Annotated in this window: 15 protein-coding genes; 7 read left to right on the top strand and 8 right to left on the bottom strand. The window is 68.9% G+C overall.

The features are described from left to right. Positions 1-56 precede the first annotated feature (56 nt). From AKG07_RS00430 to AKG07_RS00440, 3 genes are all read left to right on the top strand, one after another. Complete coding sequence (locus tag AKG07_RS00430) at positions 57-596, top strand: hypothetical protein (RefSeq protein ID WP_053095467.1); 540 nt, start codon at positions 57-59, stop codon at positions 594-596. Positions 597-757: 161 nt separating this feature from the next. After that, a complete protein-coding gene (locus AKG07_RS00435) occupies positions 758-2,206 on the top strand; it encodes a glyceraldehyde-3-phosphate dehydrogenase (protein WP_053095468.1) in 1,449 nt (482 codons plus the stop codon). Positions 2,207-2,242: 36 nt separating this feature from the next. Next, positions 2,243-3,304: a winged helix DNA-binding domain-containing protein gene (locus tag AKG07_RS00440; RefSeq protein WP_053095469.1), complete on the top strand. Its 1,062-nt coding sequence runs from the start codon at positions 2,243-2,245 to the stop codon at positions 3,302-3,304. Positions 3,305-3,323: 19 nt separating this feature from the next. On the opposite strand, the gene AKG07_RS00445 is transcribed toward AKG07_RS00440, so the two are convergent. Then, positions 3,324-4,766, bottom strand: a complete 1,443-nt coding sequence (locus tag AKG07_RS00445; RefSeq protein ID WP_053095470.1) for an XRE family transcriptional regulator — start codon at positions 4,764-4,766, stop codon at positions 3,324-3,326. 109 nt (positions 4,767-4,875) lie between these two features. Between AKG07_RS00445 and AKG07_RS00450 the strand changes: the two genes are divergently transcribed. Then, positions 4,876-6,738: a phosphoenolpyruvate carboxykinase (GTP) gene (locus AKG07_RS00450; RefSeq protein ID WP_053095471.1), complete on the top strand. Its 1,863-nt coding sequence runs from the start codon at positions 4,876-4,878 to the stop codon at positions 6,736-6,738. A gap of 161 nt (positions 6,739-6,899) precedes the next feature. Here the strand turns inward: AKG07_RS00450 and AKG07_RS00455 are convergent, their stop codons facing one another. Together AKG07_RS00455 and AKG07_RS00460 are read right to left on the bottom strand one after the other, a co-directional pair. Next, positions 6,900-8,783 (bottom strand): ABC transporter ATP-binding protein, encoded by a 1,884-nt coding sequence (locus AKG07_RS00455; protein WP_053095472.1) that lies wholly within the window; start codon positions 8,781-8,783, stop codon positions 6,900-6,902. 78 nt (positions 8,784-8,861) lie between these two features. Beyond that, positions 8,862-9,068 carry a hypothetical protein gene (locus AKG07_RS00460; protein ID WP_053095473.1) on the bottom strand — a complete coding sequence of 69 codons (207 nt, stop codon included), beginning with the start codon at positions 9,066-9,068 and terminating at the stop codon, positions 8,862-8,864. Positions 9,069-9,161: 93 nt separating this feature from the next. On the opposite strand from AKG07_RS00460, the gene AKG07_RS00465 reads away from it, so the two are divergent. Next, a complete protein-coding gene (locus AKG07_RS00465) occupies positions 9,162-10,193 on the top strand; it encodes an LD-carboxypeptidase (protein WP_053095474.1) in 1,032 nt (343 codons plus the stop codon). Between the two features lie 62 nt (positions 10,194-10,255). Here the strand turns inward: AKG07_RS00465 and AKG07_RS00470 are convergent, their stop codons facing one another. After that, the gene (locus tag AKG07_RS00470) at positions 10,256-11,716 is read right to left on the bottom strand and encodes an MFS transporter (protein WP_053095475.1); all 1,461 of its coding nucleotides are present in this window, start codon (positions 11,714-11,716) and stop codon (positions 10,256-10,258) included. A gap of 147 nt (positions 11,717-11,863) precedes the next feature. Here AKG07_RS00470 and AKG07_RS00475 point away from each other — a divergent pair, with 147 nt between their 5' ends. Beyond that, positions 11,864-12,361: a metallophosphoesterase family protein gene (locus tag AKG07_RS00475; RefSeq protein WP_053095476.1), complete on the top strand. Its 498-nt coding sequence runs from the start codon at positions 11,864-11,866 to the stop codon at positions 12,359-12,361. Continuing rightward, the gene (locus AKG07_RS00480) at positions 12,358-12,879 is read left to right on the top strand and encodes a hypothetical protein (protein ID WP_053095477.1); all 522 of its coding nucleotides are present in this window, start codon (positions 12,358-12,360) and stop codon (positions 12,877-12,879) included. Before AKG07_RS00475 ends, AKG07_RS00480 begins: the two co-directional genes overlap by 4 nt. A 9-nt stretch (positions 12,880-12,888) precedes the next feature. On the opposite strand, the gene AKG07_RS17600 is transcribed toward AKG07_RS00480, so the two are convergent. From AKG07_RS17600 to AKG07_RS00500, 4 genes are all read right to left on the bottom strand, one after another. After that, positions 12,889-13,254 carry an HNH endonuclease gene (locus AKG07_RS17600; RefSeq protein ID WP_053099033.1) on the bottom strand — a complete coding sequence of 122 codons (366 nt, stop codon included), beginning with the start codon at positions 13,252-13,254 and terminating at the stop codon, positions 12,889-12,891. A gap of 37 nt (positions 13,255-13,291) precedes the next feature. Next, entirely contained in the window at positions 13,292-15,034 is a 1,743-nt protein-coding gene (locus AKG07_RS00490; RefSeq protein ID WP_053095478.1) for a glycoside hydrolase family 35 protein, read from the bottom strand. 65 nt (positions 15,035-15,099) lie between these two features. Further along, positions 15,100-16,458 carry an ABC transporter substrate-binding protein gene (locus AKG07_RS00495; RefSeq protein ID WP_053095479.1) on the bottom strand — a complete coding sequence of 453 codons (1,359 nt, stop codon included), beginning with the start codon at positions 16,456-16,458 and terminating at the stop codon, positions 15,100-15,102. A gap of 69 nt (positions 16,459-16,527) precedes the next feature. Continuing rightward, positions 16,528-17,373: a carbohydrate ABC transporter permease gene (locus AKG07_RS00500; RefSeq protein WP_053099034.1), complete on the bottom strand. Its 846-nt coding sequence runs from the start codon at positions 17,371-17,373 to the stop codon at positions 16,528-16,530. Between the last annotated feature and the right edge of the window lie 45 nt (positions 17,374-17,418).

Genomic DNA, 17,418 nt, shown 5'->3' on the forward strand with positions numbered 1-17,418 from the left:
TGGTGCATGAGTCACGGGTCTCGCTATTTTGAGCGATTGATCAATATGATGCGTGTGTGGATCACCTCCTCCCCGCAGCACCGTGGCTGATGGCGCTCGCCGCCGTCGTCTCCGCCGCTGCGTGCATCGCCGTCTGGCGGGCTGTGCCGTGGCAGGGGAGGCAGAGCGCCCTGATCATGGCAGCGGCGATGATCGTGATCGCGGTGAGCGGTGGCGATCCGCTGATCGGCCTGGTGACCGCACTCGTGCTCCTCGTCTCCGCGATGCTCGGCACGGCGGGCGTGCGCGGAACGCCCGCGGCCGCCACCTGCTGTCACCGTGCACTGGTGTCGCTCGTCATGGCGATCTGCTCGTTCGAGAGCCTGTCGACGGGCCAGGCGATGGCGGGGGCGGTCGAGGTCGGGGCTCACGGTGGGCATGAGCTCGGCGGGCTCCTCTCGGCGCTCGTGATCGTCGGCGTCATCGGTGTCGTGCTCTGGACGGTCGTCGCCGAATGGGTGCTCGTCCCCGTGCATCAGGGGCGTACCGCCCGCCTGCTCGCGGTCGAGTCGTGGGCGATGGCGGCGGGAGTCTCCGTCATGTGCCTCGGGTCCTGACGGCCGCCCGGTCCGATCGGCCCGAGGCCGGTCCGGGCAGCGCGTGGCCTCTGATTTCAGAACCCTCGCGCCCGGCGCGTACCCTGGAGGCATCCCCCGAAGCTCACCCGGCAATCTCGCGCGCCGGCGACCTCGGCGCGCTCACACATGCAAGGACGCAGATGAACGTAACCGCCGCACCCCACGACGACTGGACGGCGAGAGAAGAGCTGGCCGAGCGGATGATCCCGCTCATCGGCGCCCTCAAGCGCGAGCGTGATGTGGTCACCTCCCTCCACGGCCACCGACTTCTCGGTCTGTCGGCCACCGGCATCGTCGAGGTGCACGACAGGGTGGCGCAGCTCGGGCATGAGCGACTCGCCGTCGACGAGACTCTGGCCGTGCTCGAGGGCGTCCACGAACTCGCCCCCGGTGCATCCTCGCTCGACCTCGCGCGCCTCGCCGCAGGTCATTCCGACAGCGAGCTGCCCCTCGACGCCTATCTGGCCGAGGCGCTCGCGCCGGCGGTCGGAGCGGTCGCAGCGGCCCCCACCGATGTCGTGCTCTACGGCTTCGGACGCATCGGGCGCCTGCTTGCGCGCATCCTCATCGCGCACACGGGTGGTGGCAGTGGCCTGCGTCTGCGGGCCATCGTCGTGCGCCGCGGTTCGGAGAACGATCTCGTCAAGCGCGCGTCGCTGCTGCTGCGCGACTCGGTGCACGGCCGCTTCGCAGGCTCCGTGACGGTCGATGAGGACGCCGACCAGATCATCGCGAACGGCACCCGCATCCAGGTGATCTATTCCGACGACCCCTCGACGATCGACTACACGGCGTACGGCATCGACGACGCGATCGTCGTCGACAACACCGGACGATGGCGCGACGAGGCGGGTCTCAGCCGCCACCTGGAGTCGGCGGGGGTCGCTCGCGTGCTGCTCACGGCGCCTGGCAAGGGCGCACTCAAGAACATCGTGCACGGCATCAACGACAGCACGATCGAGCCCGACGACCGGATCATCACCGCAGCCTCGTGCACCACGAACGCCATCACCCCGGTGCTCAAGGCGATCGACGAGGCGTACGGCATCGTGCGGGGTCACGTCGAGACGGTGCACTCGTTCACCAACGACCAGAACCTGATCGACAACTTCCACAGCGGTGACCGTCGTGGCCGGTCGGCCGTGCTCAACATGGTGATCACCGAGACGGGCGCGGCGAAGGCCGTGGCGCGGGCGCTGCCCGAGCTCGAGGGCAAGCTCACCGGCTCTGCGATTCGCGTGCCGACGCCCGATGTGTCGCTGGCCGTGCTGCACCTCAGCCTCGAGCGTCCGGCGGTCAGGGCCGACCTCAACGACTACCTGCGCCGCGTCTCGCTGCACTCGAAGCTGCGCCAGCAGATCGACTACGTCGAGAGCCCCGAGGTCGTCTCGACGGACTTCGTCGGCTCGCACCGCGCGGGCATCGTCGACGGCCTCGCCACCATCGCGAACGACCGGGATGTCGTGCTGTACGTCTGGTACGACAACGAGTACGGGTACTCGTGCCAGGTGATCCGCGTGCTCGAGGTCATGGCCGGTTCGCATCCGATCGTGCTCCCCGAGCGCCGTGAGGTGACGCTGCGCGGCTGAGTGCGCGATGTCCGTCCTGCCCGGCATGATGAGGGCATGAAGACCGCGACTCTGCGCACCGAGCGGCTCCGCTCTCATCGGCTGAGCACTCCGGCGCGCACGGTGACGGATGCCGCGTCGCACATGCTCGCCGTGCAGAGTCAGGACTTCATCGCGGGGAGGTGGGCACTGGCTTCCCGCACGCGCGGCGAGTCCGCGCTCCGCACGGTGGATCGCGCCTTCGACCGGGGCGACCTGGTTCGGGCGTGGACCATGCGCGGCACCCTGCACATCATTCCGGCGCGTGACCTTCGCTGGGTGATGTCCGTGACCGCTGAGCGGCAGCGTCGACAGGCGGCGGGCAGGCGCCGCGATCTTGGGATCGACGCGCCGATGGTCGCGGCGGTCGTGGCGGCAGCCGTGCCTCGTCTGGGTGACGGAGGCCTCACGCGGGCCGAGATGTTCGAGGTGTTCGCCGGTGTCGGCATCGACCCGGCCGGGCAGCGGGGCATCCACCTGCTGAGCGAGCTCACGCTCGACGGCCTGATCTGCCAGGGTCCGGTGGTCGCGCGCGACGGTGTGAGTCGGGAGCAGCGCTTCGTCCTGGTCGATCAGCACATCAGCGAGCATGCGGCCCCCGATGACCCGCTCGCCGAGCTCTTCGTGCGTTACATCGACGGGCACGGGCCGGCCGGAGTCGCGGACTTCGCCTGGTGGTCCGGCCTCACGCTGGGGCAGGCGCGCGAGGCGCGAGATCGCGCGGCGGCGCGCGTGGTCGAGGTCGACGAGGGTGTGTTCGTCGGCGTCGCTCGTCCGCGGCGGTCATCGAGTGCCCCGGCGGTGCTGGCGCTCGGAGCCTTCGACGAGTACTACATCTCCTACGCCGACCGCACGGACGTCTGCGCCCCTGAGCATCTCGCTCTCGTCGGGCCGGGCAAGAACGGCATGGTGCGGGCGACGCTCGTCGCCGACGGCCGGGTGATCGGATGCTGGACGCACGCGAGCGCCTCGCTCGGTTCTCCGCCGGAGCTCTTCGAGTCAGTGCCCGATTCGCGGCCGGTCGACGACGAGGCGGTGCGGGCAGCGCTCGCTCGGTTCACGCGCTTCCTCGACGGCTGAGTCGCCGAGTCGGCGCGGATCACTCGCTCGCGTGGCGTCCGAGGAAGTTGTAGACCTCGTTGTCATCGACGCCGGGGAACGCGCCACGGGGGAGCGGCGAGAACATGTGGGTGTGCACGCGGGCGCTCGGCCAGGCCTTCCCGTTCCACCGTTCGGTGAGGTCGGCCGAGGGGCGGCGGCAGCACGCCTCATCCGGGCAGGTCGAGACCGCGCGGTCGGCGGTCTCGCGCCCACGCCACCAGCGCGCGTCGTCGAAGGGAACGCCCACCGTGATCGAGAACTCGCCGTCGGTCGAGGCGCCGGTCTGCGTGGAGCACCAGAAGGTGCCGGAGGGTGTGTCGGTGTACTGGTGGTGTTCGTTCGTGCGGTTCTGCTGCGTGAATGCCGCGCGCGCCTGGAACTTCCGGCACACCCGCTGGCCCTCGACAGCGCCCGTGACGTCCATCGGCAGGGGGAGGTCGTCGTTCTCGTAGACCCTCGTGATCGCACCCGTGGCGTCGACACGGAGGAAGTGCAGTGACATGCCCAGGTGCTGGGTGAGGAGGTTCGTCATGCGCATCCCGGCCGCTTCGTGGGTCACGCCGAATGCGTCGCGGAAGTCTTCGACCGCGAGGTTGCGATCCTTCTTCGCCTGCTGCAGGAAGGCGACGGACGCCGTCTCGGGCATCAGGCACGCGGCGGCGAAGTAGTTGATCTCGAGCCGCTGCTGCAGGAAGTCGGCGTAGTCGGTGGGCGGGGTGTGGCCGAGCAGCCGGTGCGCCATCGCCTGCAGTGCCATGGACCGCAGGCCGTGACCCCCGGGGATCGATGCGGGCGGCAGGTAGATGCGCCCGTTCTCGAGGTCGGTGACCGAGCGGGTCGAGTGCGGCAGATCGTTGACGTAGATCAGTTCGAAGCCGAGCTTGTCGGCCATGATGCTCACGGTGCGGTGCGTCAGCGCGCCCTGCACGTGCCCGGCGGACCGCAGCTGCTTCTCAGCGAGTCTCTCGATGTCCGCGAGGTAGTTGTTCTGCTCGCGCATCCGCAGACGCAGCTCGGTGTTCGCTCGTCTGGCTTCTTCGGGCGTGGCGATCGCCTCTCGTTCGCGTCGCTGGAGTTCGCGATGAAGGCCCAGAAGCGACTCGATCGTCTCGTCGCTCATCCCCTTCGTGACGCGCACGGGGGCGATGCCGAGCTGCCGGAACACCGGGCTCTCCTGGGCGCGTTCGAGTTCGATCTCGAGAGCGGCGCGACGATTCGGCGGCTCGCCCGAGATGAGGTCGGTGACCTCGGTGCCCGTCGCCAGCGCGATGGCCTGCAGCAGCGAGAGCTTCGGTTCGCGCTTGCCGTTCTCGATCAGGCTCAGCTGCGAACCGGCGACGCCGACGAGTGCGCCCAGCTCATCGAGCGTGAAGCGCTTCTCGAGGCGGTGGTGCCTGATGCGGTGGCCGAGAGTCGCGAGGTGGATGCCGGAAGGAGCCATTCCTTGATACTAGCGAAAGAAGCGCGATTCTTATCGCCCGGAATGGCAGAAAGTCGTGCACCAACCGGAAGAAGATGGAACAAACGCCCCTCACTTCAAAGGAGTAGTCATGGCGATCGCCGAAGTCTTCACCCCCCGAGCATCATCTGTCGCACCTGTGCGCACCTTCGGGACGGCTCCGACGTATGACACCCCTGCGATGGCAGAGCTCGCCGCCTGGGTCGATGAGATCGCGGCGCTCACGCAGCCGGCCTCGATTCACTGGGTCGACGGCTCGCGTGCCGAGAACGACTGGCTGCTGCGCGGGCTCGTCGACGAGGGCAAGCTGATCAAGCTGAACCCCGAGTGGCGTCCCGGCTCGTACCTCGCCCGCTCGCACCCCAGCGACGTCGCACGCACGGAGGGCCGCACCTACATCTCGTCCGAGAGTGAAGAGGATGCCGGCCCGACCAACAACTGGGCTCCTCCTGCGCAGATGCGCGAGAAGATGACCGAGATCTTCGAGGGATCCATGCGAGGCCGCACGATGTTCGTCGTGCCCTTCTCGATGGGGCCCGTCGGGGGACCGCTCTCGCACATCGGCGTCCAGGTCACCGACAGCGCCTACGCAGTCGCGTCGATCGGCATCATGACGCGCGTCGGCGATGCGGTCACCCGCCAGATCGCCGACGGCGCTCCGTGGGTCAAGACCGTGCACTCCGTCGGCGCGCCGCTCGCTGCGGGAGAGCCCGACGTCGAGTGGCCCTGCAACGACGACAAGTACATCGTGCACTTCCCCGAGACGCTCGAGGTCTACTCCTTCGGCTCGGGCTACGGCGGCAACGCGATCCTCGCGAAGAAGTGCTTCGCCCTGCGCATCGCCTCGGTCATCGCCCGCGACGAGGGCTGGCTCGCCGAGCACATGCTGCTCATCCGGGTGATCGATCCCACGGGCAAGGCGTACCACGTGGCTGCGGCGTTCCCCTCCGCGTGCGGCAAGACGAACCTCGCGATGCTGCGCCCGACCATCCCGGGATGGCGCGTCGAGACGCTCGGCGACGACATCGCGTGGATCCGCCCCGGTGAAGACGGCCGCCTCTGGGCGATCAACCCGGAAGCCGGGTTCTTCGGCGTCGCGCCGGGCACGGGCGAGTCGACGAACGTCACCGCGGTCGAGACCCTCTGGGGCAACACGATCTTCACGAACGTCGCACTCCGCCCCGACGGAGACGTCTGGTGGGAGGGTCTGACCGATCAGGCGCCCGCCCACCTCACGGACTGGGAGGGCAACGACTGGACGCCGGACTCCGGCCGCCCCGCCGCGCATCCGAACTCGCGCTTCACGGTCTCGGCCGCGCAGTGCCCGCAGATCTCGGAGGACTGGGAGGAGGCGGTGCCGCTCGACGTGATCCTCTTCGGCGGACGTCGGGCGACCAATGTGCCGCTCGTCGTCGAGGCCACCGACTGGACCCACGGCGTGTTCCTCGGCTCCAACATCTCGTCCGAGCGCACCGCGGCTGCGGAGGGCAAGGTCGGCGAGCTGCGTCGCGATCCGTTCGCCATGCTCCCGTTCTGCGGCTACAACATGGCCGACTACTTCGGTCACTGGCTGAAGGTCGGCCGTGGTCTCCGGTTCGACCGCGCACCGCGCATCTTCCAGGTGAACTGGTTCCGTCGTGGCGCGGACGGCCGCTTCCTGTGGCCCGGATTCGGCGACAACTCGCGAGTCGTCGACTGGATCATCCGTCGCGTCTCCGGCGAGGTCTCGACGGTCGACAGCCCGATCGGTCGCCTGCCGCTGATCGAGGACCTCAATCTCGACGGCATCGACGTGCCCGAGGCCGACCTCGAGGAGCTCTTCTCGATCGACACCGACGCCTGGAAGACCGAGGCCGACCTCACCGAGGAGTTCTACGACACCTTCGGCGACAAGGTCCCCGCCGCCCTCCGGGCCGAGCTCGCCTCGCTGCGCTACCGCCTCGACAAGGCGTGACAGACCGGGCGCCGGTTCGGGGGAGCCGGCGCTCCACGGCCCCCGTGGCCCCAGACCCGCGAAGGCGGGACGTCAGAGACGAACCCATGGCTGAGTGGTCTCCGGCATCCCGCCTTCGCGTACTTCTCCCGCGCTGGCCGCGTGCGCCCCTGCCGCGACGCTCAGGCGAGCAGCTGGTGCCGAGCCAGGTCGCGATAGAGCGGCGTCGACTCGATCAGCTCGGCGTGAGTGCCCTGACCGACCACTGCGCCGTCCTGCAGCACGACGATGAGATCGCTGTCGACGACGGTCGACAGTCGATGAGCGATCACGATGAGGGTGCGATCGGTCGAGACCGCGTCGATGGCCTCGCGCATGCGCTGCTCGTTCACGCCGTCGAGCGACGAGGTCGACTCGTCGAGCAGCAGGATCGGTGCGTCGGTGAGCAGCGCGCGGGCGATCGCGAGACGCTGGCGTTCTCCTCCTGAGAGCATCACGCCGTCTTCGCCGACGGGGGCATCGAGACGCAGCGGATCGCGATCGAGCACGTCGCCCAGGTTCACCGCGCGCAGCACCTGTTCGCAGGCCGCATCCGAGGCATCCGGCGAGGCGAGACGCAGGTTGTCGCCGAGCGTGCCGGCGAGAGTGGGGGCGTCCTGCTCGACGTAGCCGAACTGCGCGCGCAGCTCGTCGCGTGGGTAGGTGCGCGAGTCGTGGCCGTAGAGGCGGATCGAACCGCCTGTCGGGTCGTAGAAGCGCTCCACGAGCGAGAGGATCGTGCTCTTGCCGGCACCGCTGGGCCCGACGAGCGCGACGCGCGCACCTCGGGGCACCGCGAACGAGACGCCGCGCAGCACCTCGCGCTCGGCCGCGGCGGCCGAGTCGTCGGTCGGTTCGAGGTGCGCGTCGGCCAGAAGCGTCTGCGCCTCCTTCGCGGCGGCGAGGCGAGCGGCGACCACGTTCTCGGGATAGCGGAAGCGCACGTCACGGAACTCGATCGCCGGAGCGAGGGGGTCTGCCACATCGCGGGGGACGGATGCGGCGATCTCGGCGTCGTGCTGGGTCTCCGTCGGCAGGTTCAGCACCTCCTGGATGCGGCCGAGGGCGCCGAGTGCCTGGTTCACCGAGGTGATCGCCCCGAAGGTGGTGGCGAGCGGCATCACGAGCATGAACAGGAACAGGATGAACGTGATCAGCGAGGCGATCGTGATCGCGCCGGCCGCGACCCGGAAGCCGCCGACGCCCAGCACCACCAGGAGCGACACCTGCAGTGCGACTCCGGCGATGGGGACCACGAGCGACGAGATCTTGGCGATCCGCACCCCGATGCCGTAGGCCTCCGAGGCGAGCGCCGACACGGTCTCGGTCTCGCGCTCGGTGGCTCCCGAGGCGCGCACGGTGCGGATCGAGCCGACGGCGCGCTCGACCCCGGAGGCGAGTTCGCCGACCTTCTCCTGCTGAGCGGTGGACGCGGTGCGGATGCGGCCGCTGAGCGCCGTGACGACGACGACCGAGGCTCCGATCACGACGACGATGAGCAGCAGCAGGACCGGGTCGATCACGAGCATGGCGATCAGCGCGCCGAGGAAGAGGATCGCGCTGCCGACGGCATCCGCCAGTCCCTGGGTGAGCACGGCGTAGAGCAGTGTCGTGTCGGTGCCCACGCGCGAGACGAGGTCTCCGGTCCGGCGGGCGTCGAACTCGCTGATGGGCAGGTGAAGGATGCGCGAGATCAGCTTGCGACGGCTCGAGTACACGACCGCGGTGCCGGTGCGCTGCAGCAGATAGTGCTGGTAGCCGGAGATGATCGACGACACGATCACGAGACCGACGAGGACCCACACCAGGATCCCGAGGCCCTGATCGGACTGCACGGCTTCGATGAGCTGCCCGACCAGCAGCGGTTGCGCGAGCGAGGTGGCCGCCCCGAAGACGCTGAGCACAGCGACGACGATGAGCGTGCGCCTGTGCTCGAAGAGGAAGGGGAGGAGCTGGCGGAAAGTGGCGCGCGGGCCGTCGTAGTGCGCGCCGCGTCCGCGTCGGCGTGATGTCGCCGTGCTGGACATGCGGGACCTCGTTCTGAAAGGGGGTAGTTCGACCGTACTTCGTGTGCGGGCGGATCCTGTGGATGGGCTGTATGAGTGTCAGTGCCTGCCGAAACGGCGGTGCGCCGCCTGCTTCGAGACGCCGAGGGAGCTCGCGATCGCCTGCCAGGAATAGCCGAGATTGCGCGCCCGTCGCACCTGTGTCTCCTCGGCCCTGGCCAGCTCGCTGCGCAGAGCGGCGAGGCGGTGGAGCTCCGAGAGCGGCTCGCCGGCGTCATCCTGTGCGATGGCGGTCTTCATGGTCATGGGGAACCTCCTGCGTCAATACTTGTTGACGATCGACCTCTTGTCAACATGCATTGACGTTCATCTCCGTGCTCAGGATGCGAGACTGGGCCGATGCTGTCCGCATCGAAACCCGTGCCCGGCGACCGCGTCGCCGTCCTGTCGCCCGCCTTCGCCGCGCCCGCGGTCGCGCCCGAGCTCCACGAGCAGGCGCTCAGCCGACTCGAGCAGCTGACCGGACTGATCCCGGTCGAGTATCCGACCACGCGGCAGCTCGATGCGAGTCCTGAAGCCCGGGCCGCCGATGTGAACGCGGCCTTCGCCGCCCCGAGCATCCGGGCGATCCTGGCGACGATCGGCGGGGACGACCAGATCCTGGTGGTGCCGCACCTCGACGCCGCGCTCGCCCAGGCCGACCCGAAGCCGTTCCTCGGCTACAGCGACAACACCAACATCCTCAACTGGCTGTGGAGCCTCGGGATCCGCGGCTACTACGGCGGATCCACGGCCGTGCATCTCGGTCCGGGGCCCGCGGTCGACGACGTGCATCTGCGGTCGCTGCGCGCGGCGCTGCTCGACGGCGGCACGGTCGAGATCACGGAGCCCGGAGAGTCGGAGGACGTGGGGAGGCGCTGGACGGACCCGCGCGCTCTCACCGAATACGGCGATCGGGTCGCGACCGAGGACTGGACCTGGTCGGGTCCGGCTGTCCGCGTCGAAGGTCGCACCTGGGGCGGCTGCCTCGAGGTCGTCGATCAGCTCGCGCTCGCCGACAGGCTGCCCTCGGCATACGACCTGCGCGGCGGGATCCTGCTGCTCGAGACCAGCGAGGAGCGTCCGCCGGCGAGCTGGGTGGCGCGATGGCTGCGCGGGCTGGGCGAGCGCGGCATCCTCGATGTGGTCGCGGGAGTGGTCGTCGCGCGTCCGCCCGTGAGCGATTTCGAGTTCCTCCCCTCGCCGACCGAGGCCGACGCGCTGCGCGCCGCGCAACGGGATGCGGTGATCGAGACGGTCTCGCGGTACAACCCCGACGCGGTGGTCTGCGTCGGTGTGCCTTTCGGCCACACGCGGCCGCAGTGGATCGTCCCGTTCGGCGGGACGATGGTGCTCGACGGCTCGACGCGCACCATCCACGCCGCCTACTGACCGCCGGACGACGAAGGGCGGCACCTCCCGAGGAGATGCCGCCCTTCGTGTGGACGAGCGCGTCAGAGTTCGACGGCGGCCGCGACTCCGAGATCCGATTCGTAGTCGTTGTCCTTGGTCTCCTTCGACAGCAGGAGCGCGATGAAGGTCAGCACGCCCATCGCCGACAGGTACAGTCCCACCAGCCACGGAGCGCCGTCGCCGAGCTCCCAGAGCCAGAGCGCGATGAGCGGAGCGACGGCTGCGCCGAGGATCGACGAGACGTTGTAGGAGATCGCGGATCCCGTGTAGCGGACGTTCGTCGGGAAGAGCTCGGGCAGCAGCGCTCCCATCGGACCGAACGTCGCGCCCATGAGCATGAACCCGAACACGAGGAACGCCTGCGCGAGGGCGCCCGTGAACTTCGGGTCCATCGCGGGGAGCAGGAACGCGTTGAACGTGAAGCCGAACACGATGATGAGCCCGGTGACCCACAGCAGCAGCTTGCGACGCCCGATCGTGTCGGCGATGGGACCGGAGAGCAGGGTGAAGATGCCGAAGAACACGACGCCGACGATCTGCATGAGCACGAAGTCCGTGTAGGCGAACCCGAGTCCCGGATAGAACTGCGCGGCGAAGGCCGACGCGTCGAAGTCCTTGCCCGTCGCCTCGGCAGCGGCCTGAGCGGCGGCGGACGCCGTCTCGAGCGTGGCCGGCTTGGTGCCGTACGCGAGGGTGAAGTTGGTCATCAGGTAGAACAGCACGTACGTCGCCAGCATGATGAACGTGCCGAGGATCAGCTGCTTCCAGTGGTGGCGGAACACGGTCGCGAGGGGCAGCTTGCGGATCGCCCCCTTCTTCTCGGCCTTCTTGAAGGTGTCGGACTCGACGAGCTTCAGACGCACCCACAGGCCGATGATGACCATGACGGCCGAGAACAGGAACGGGATGCGCCAGCCCCACGACAGGAAGGCCTCGGACTTCAGCGCGGGGTTGTCGGCGTGGGGAAGCAGCCAGTTGATGCCGAGGAAGAGGAAGTTGGCGATGATGAAGCCGAGCGGTGCGCCCAGCTGCGGGAACGTGCCGTACCAGGCGCGCTTGCCGGCCGGAGCGTTCTCGGTGGCGACCAGCGCGGCACCCGACCACTCGCCGCCGAGGGCGAAGCCCTGAGCGAGGCGCAGGATCAGCAGCAGCAGTGCCGCCCACCAGCCGATCTGCTGGAACGTGGGAAGGAGGCCGATGATGAAGGTCGCGATGCCCATCGTGAGCAGCGAGGCGACGAGCGTCGCCTTGCGTCCGAACTTGTCGCCGAAGTGGCCGAAGACGACCGCGCCGATGGGGCGGGCGACCATGGCGGCGCCGAACACGGCGAACGATGACAGCAGCGACGTGGTGTCGTTGCCGGTGGGGAAGAACAGCACGGGGAACACGAGCACGGCCGCTGTCGCATAGGCGTAGAAGTCGTAGAACTCGATCGTGGTGCCGACCAGGCTCGCCGTGATGACACGCGAACGCGGGTTCGCGGGGGCGGTGGACGTACTCATACAGCTCCTTAGATCCATGGCCCGGTATACCAAGGCACCGAGAGATCCTACGCCTTCCTGAACGTTTGCTGGGTGCGTGTGACATCCCGCTGGACCGCGTGCGTAGAGTCGGAGGCGGATGCCCGTGCCCACCCGAGACGGAGAACCGTGACGACGAGACTGCTGCTGATCGCCGATACGCATGTGCCCGCCCGTGCGAAGCGACTTCCCGACGCGGTGCTGCGAGCGGTCGACGACGCCGACATCGTCGTGCACGCGGGGGACTGGATCGACCTCGCGACGCTGGATCTGCTCGAGTCCCGGTCGCGGCTGCTCGTCGGCGTCCACGGGAACAACGACGGCCCCGCGCTGCGAGAGCGACTGCCCGAGATCGCACGGCTGACGGTCGAGGACGTCGAGGTCGCCGTGGTGCACGAGACCGGACCGAAGCAGCGGCGCGAGGAGCGGATGGATGCGGCGTTCCCGGGCGTCGACCTGCTCGTGTTCGGCCACTCCCACATCCCGTGGGACACCGTCGCCCCATCCGGGATGCGCCTGCTGAACCCGGGGTCGCCGACCGACCGCCGCAGGCAGCCCGTCTGCACGATGATGTCGGTCGCGATCGACGGCGCACGGGTCGACGCCACGCTGGTGCCGCTCGCATGACCACCGCACCTCGCGCGGGCGACGACATCGAGGTTCCCGCGGCGTACCGCGCCCCGATGCGGTCGCGCGACGACGGGGTGCGCGAGGGGCTCGCGGTCGAGCGCGCGCTGCGGATCGGGGTCTGCGGAGTGGGAGGTCGCCTCGACCGCATCCCGGAGTCGCCGGCCGACGCGCTCGCCGCAGTCGATGCCGCCTTCGGTGAGCGGGCGGCGCGCAGGCTCGAGAGGTTCTCCTCGGTTTCCGAGGGGTCGTTCGTCTGGACGCGCGACGTCGACGGACTGCTGTGGCTCGGCCGGATCGCCGGGCCCTGGCGCTACGACGCGTCGGGCGAAGCCCGTGCAGTCGACCTCGTGCACGTGCGCGCGTGCGACTGGCTCGATCGTCCGGTGGAGCCGGCCGCGGTGCCGTCCGGCGTGCACGAGTCGTTCGCGCGGGGCGGTCGCAACTGGCAGAGCATCACCCGGGCCGACGCCGCGCACCTCACCGCGGCCGTCTGGAAGTCCCGCCGCAGCGGGTGACGGGCCCGATCAGTCGGTCGGGCGCAGGTCGCGGAGAATGGCGTCATACCGGCTGAGGAAGGCGCGTTCGTCGAGTCGCTTGCGTCGGAGCCACGACGTGACCTCGTCGTTGCGCTTGCTCGCGTTGCAGGACCCGCACGCGGGCACCACGTTCTCGACGGTGTAGCGACCGCCGCGGGAGATCGGCATCACGCAGTCGCGTTGGAGCGCGATGTCGCCCGCTCCGCAGTACGCACATCCGCCCCAGGCCTCCTGCAGCGAGGCCCACTGCTCGGCGGTGAGGTCGTTGTCCGCTCTGGCCACCCGGCCCCGGCGCCGCTTCGCATGACGGGCGCGCGCAGCGGGCGTGGGGGTGGAGAATCTTCGGCGCGGCACAGACACACGGTACTGGGCGGATGCCCGTGCCTGTGATCTATTCCTCGGTGTCGCCGAGAGCGAGCGCCGGCACGAAGTCGGCCGTGGGCGCGAGCAGCTGCTCCAACTCGAGCACGATGAGCCGGTTGTCTCCCGCTCGCGTCGCCGGGGCCGGCACGAAGAGGGTGCGCTGCGGCCCGTTGCGCCAGTACCGTCCGAGGAAGAACCCGTTGACGAACGCATAGCCCTTGCTCCAGGCAACGGTGTCGAGGAACAGGTCGGCGGCGGAGTCGAGCGCGAAGTCTGCGACCCACGCAGAGGGTGCGCTTCCCGGGCCGCTCGACGTGTTCCCGCCGCTGGAGCCGATCTCCGCCGCGATCCCTGCGACGTCCAGCGCGGTCGAGTGCCAGCCGGTCAGCGGCGTGCCGTCGAGGGCAGGAACGCCGATCAGACCCTTCTGCTCGCCGAGTCGGTGGTCGTAGTTCACGCGGCCGCCCTCCTCGACGAGGATGCTGAGCGTCCGTCCTGCGGGAATCCGCAGGGAACGGTCGTGACGCGTGCGGGAGAGCGTGGCGACGGGCTGGCCGTCGACGCTCACCCAGGCGAGGTCGCGCACCTCGTCGAGCACGAGCAGACCGCCGCGACCTTCGGGAAGCTCGACGTCGTAGCGGACCAGAGCGCTCAGGTGTTCCAGCTCGTCGAATGTCCGCGGAACTGCGGATGCGGGCGTCGATGCCGCGGCATCCGTCCATGATCCCGCCGGCTTCAGCGGCACGGAGAAGATCGGTGCCGCGGTGGCCGCGGCGGGCAGCTCGTCGGGGACGGGCGCGTACTTCGCGATGACGTCGCGGAAGGCGAAGAACTTCGCGGTCGGGTTGCCGGCCTCGTCGAGAGGCGCGTCGTAGTCGTATGACGTGACGATCGGCAGGTAACGGCCCTTGTGGTTGGCACCGTTCGTGAGACCGAAGTTCGTGCCGCCGTGGAACATGTAGATGTTCACCGAGGCCCCCGCGGCCAGCAGTTCGTCGAGATCGGCGGCGGCGGTGTCCACGTCGGTCGTGTGATGCACGCCGCCCCACCAGTCGAACCAGCCGTCCCAGAACTCGGAGCACATCAGGGGGCCGGTGGGCTGGTGGGCGCGCAGGGTGGCGAGGCGCTCGGCGCTGCGCGATCCGAAGGATCCGGTCTTGTGCAGCTCGGGGAGGCTGCCGTCTGCCAGCATCCGATCGGTCGGCTGGTCGACCGTGGTGAGGGGCACGGTGATACCGGCTTCTCGGGTGAGGGCGACGAGCGCCTCGAGGTAGTCCTTGTCCGAGCCGTACGCGCCGTACTCGTTCTCGATCTGCACGAGCACGACCGAGCCGCCACGGTCGATCTGCCGGGGCGCGACGATGTCGTAGACCCGGCGGAGGTAGTCGCTGACATCGGCGAGGAACGTCGGCTCGGAGGAGCGCAGCTCGCGCTCGCCGGCGGTGAGCCAGTTCGGCAGCCCGCCGTTGTGCCACTCGGCGCAGATGTAGGGGCCGGGCCGCACGATCGCATCCATGCCCTCCGCCTGGATCAGGTCGAGGAACCGGCCCAGGTCGTTCCAGCCCGTGGCATCCCACTCGCCGCGCCGAGGCTCGTGAGCGTTCCATGCGACGTAGGTCTCGATCGTGTTGAGTCCCATCAGACGGGCCTTGCGGATGCGGTCCTGCCACTGGTCGGGGTGCACCCGGAAGTAGTGGATGGCACCGGAGATCACCTGGTGGGGGAGCCCGGCGCGGAGGAAGTCTGTCTCGCCGATGGAGAAGGAGGTCACGATGAGGTGCTTTCGATGGGGAGGGCCGGACGGAGAGCGAGTCCCCGTCCGGCCCGGACGTGCGATTACTTGTTGACGGCGAAGCCCTGCGAGTTGCCGTACTCGACCAGCGCGTCCTGCCAGGTCATGAGGCCCTCGTTCAGGTCGGTGCCGTTCTGGTACGACTGGCCCACGGTGTCTCCGAAGATGCTGTTGCCGTAGACCTGGTAGGGCAGGTAGCTCCAGCCCTCGACCACGTCGTCGGCCGCTGCGGCGAGGACCTCGTTGATCTTCTGGCCGCCGAAGTACTCGGGCGCGTCGGCGAGGAACTCCTCGCTCGACAGCTCGGCGGTCGTCGACGGGAATCCGCCGGACTCGAGGAACGTCGAGATGCTCTCCTCCGAGTTGTTCAGCCACCACAGGAATCCGGCGGCGAGTGCCGGGTTCTTGCTCTGCGTGGTCACGGCCTGGCCGCCGCCGCCGTTCTCCGCGGTCGCCGGGGTGCCGTCGTAGGTCGGCATCGGAGCGACGCGCCAGTCACCGGCACCGTCGGGGGCGCCCGTGATCAGGTTGCCCGGCATCCAGGCGCCGATCACGAGGGTCGCGAGGCTGCCGTCGCCGAGAGCGCGGAACCACTCGTCGCTCCAGCTGCCGTAGGGCGCGAGCAGGTCCTCCTCGACGAGGCGGTTCCAGTTCTCGGTCCACTTCTTCGATCCGTCGTCCTGCAGGTCGATCGTGACGTCGGTGCCCGACGTCTCGAACGGCTTGCCGCCGGCCTGCCAGATCATCGAGGTCGCGAAGCCCGCGTCGCCGGTGTCGTTCGTGATGTAGGCGTCGGGGTTCGCGGCGTGGATCGCCTTCGCCGCCTCGTAGTACTCGTCCCACGTGGTGGGCACGGCGACGCCGGCGGCGTCGAACACAGCCTTGTTGTAGAAGAGCGCCATGGGGCCGGAGTCCTGCGGCAGGCCGTAGATCGCGTCGCCGTCGGTGACGGAGTTCCAGGTCGAGGCGGTGTAGTCGTCCTCGAAGTCGGCGAAGCCGTACTGCGAGAGGTCGACGAAGGCATCCGTCAGGGCGAACTGCGGGAAGGCGTAGTACTCCATCTGCACGACGTCGGGGGCGCCGGAGCCCGCCTTGATCGCGTTCTGCAGCTTGGTGTACTCCTCGTTGTTGGTGCCCGCGTTGACCACGTTCACCTTGACGTTCGGGTACTCCTTCTCGAACGCCTCGACCTGAGCCTCGGCGGAGGGGGTCCACGACCAGTACGTGATCTCGCCGCCCTTCTCGAGAGCGGCCTCGACGGAGTCGAACGAGCCGTCGCCGGCAGCGCTGCCGCCGGAGCCGGAGTCGCCGGTGCTGCAGCCGGCCAGCGCCAGCGCTGCCACGGTTCCGGCCGCGAGCACCGTGAGGGTGCGCCGTGCGGCGGGTGAGGGAAGGTGCTTCATTGCTGTGTCCTTTCGGGGGTGCGGTCCAGCGTCGGACCGACAGGGGGGCGGTGCGGAGGGTGCCGGAGGCTACTGCTTGACGCTTCCGGCGGTGAGACCTGACTGCCAGAACCTCTGCAGCAGCAGGAAGGCGATGACGATCGGGATGATGGTGAGGAGGGAGCCCATGATCACCAGGTTGTAGATCGGCTGAGATCCGGCGCCGATCGTCTGAGCGCTCCACTGGTTCAGGCCGACGGTGAGCGGGTACCAGGCGGGGTCGGACAGCATGATCAGCGGCAGGAAGTAGTTGTTCCACGTCGCGACCACGGTGAACAGGGTCACCGTCACGATGCCCGGTGCGAGCAGTCGCATCGAGATCGTGAAGAAGGTGCGGAACTCTCCGGCGCCGTCGATGCGCGCCGCTTCCAGCAGCTCGGTCGGCACGGACTCCGACGCGAACACCCAGATCAGGTACAGGCCGAACGGGCTGATCAGCGAGGGGATGATCACCGCCCACGGGGTGTTCGTGAGCCCGAGCTCGCTGAAGAGCAGGAAGGTCGGCACGGCGAGGGCGGTGCCCGGCACGGCGACCGCGCCGAGCACGACGGCGAACACCGCGCGCCGGCCGGGGAAGCGGTACTTCGCCAGGCCGTAGCCGGCCATGGTGGCGAGCAGCGTCGCGCCTCCGGCGCCGACCACGACGTAGAGCAGCGTGTTGCCGAGCCAGCGCAGGAAGATGCCGTCCTGATACGAGAAGGTCGCCACCAGGTTGTCGACGAATGCGAAGTCGTCGGAGAACCAGAGCCCGAACGAGCTGAACAGCCCGGACTGCGTCTTGGTCGAGCTGAACAGCAGCCAGACGAGCGGCACCAGTGTGTACAGGGCGTACATCACCATGACGATCAGCAGGATCTTCGACTTGCGCGGATTCATCAGATCGTGGCGCTTCTGCGAGGGACGGGCGAGGGGGAGTGCCAT

The organism is Microbacterium sp. CGR1 (assembly GCF_001266755.1).
In the GTDB taxonomy this organism is placed as follows: Bacteria; Actinomycetota; Actinomycetes; order Actinomycetales; family Microbacteriaceae; genus Microbacterium.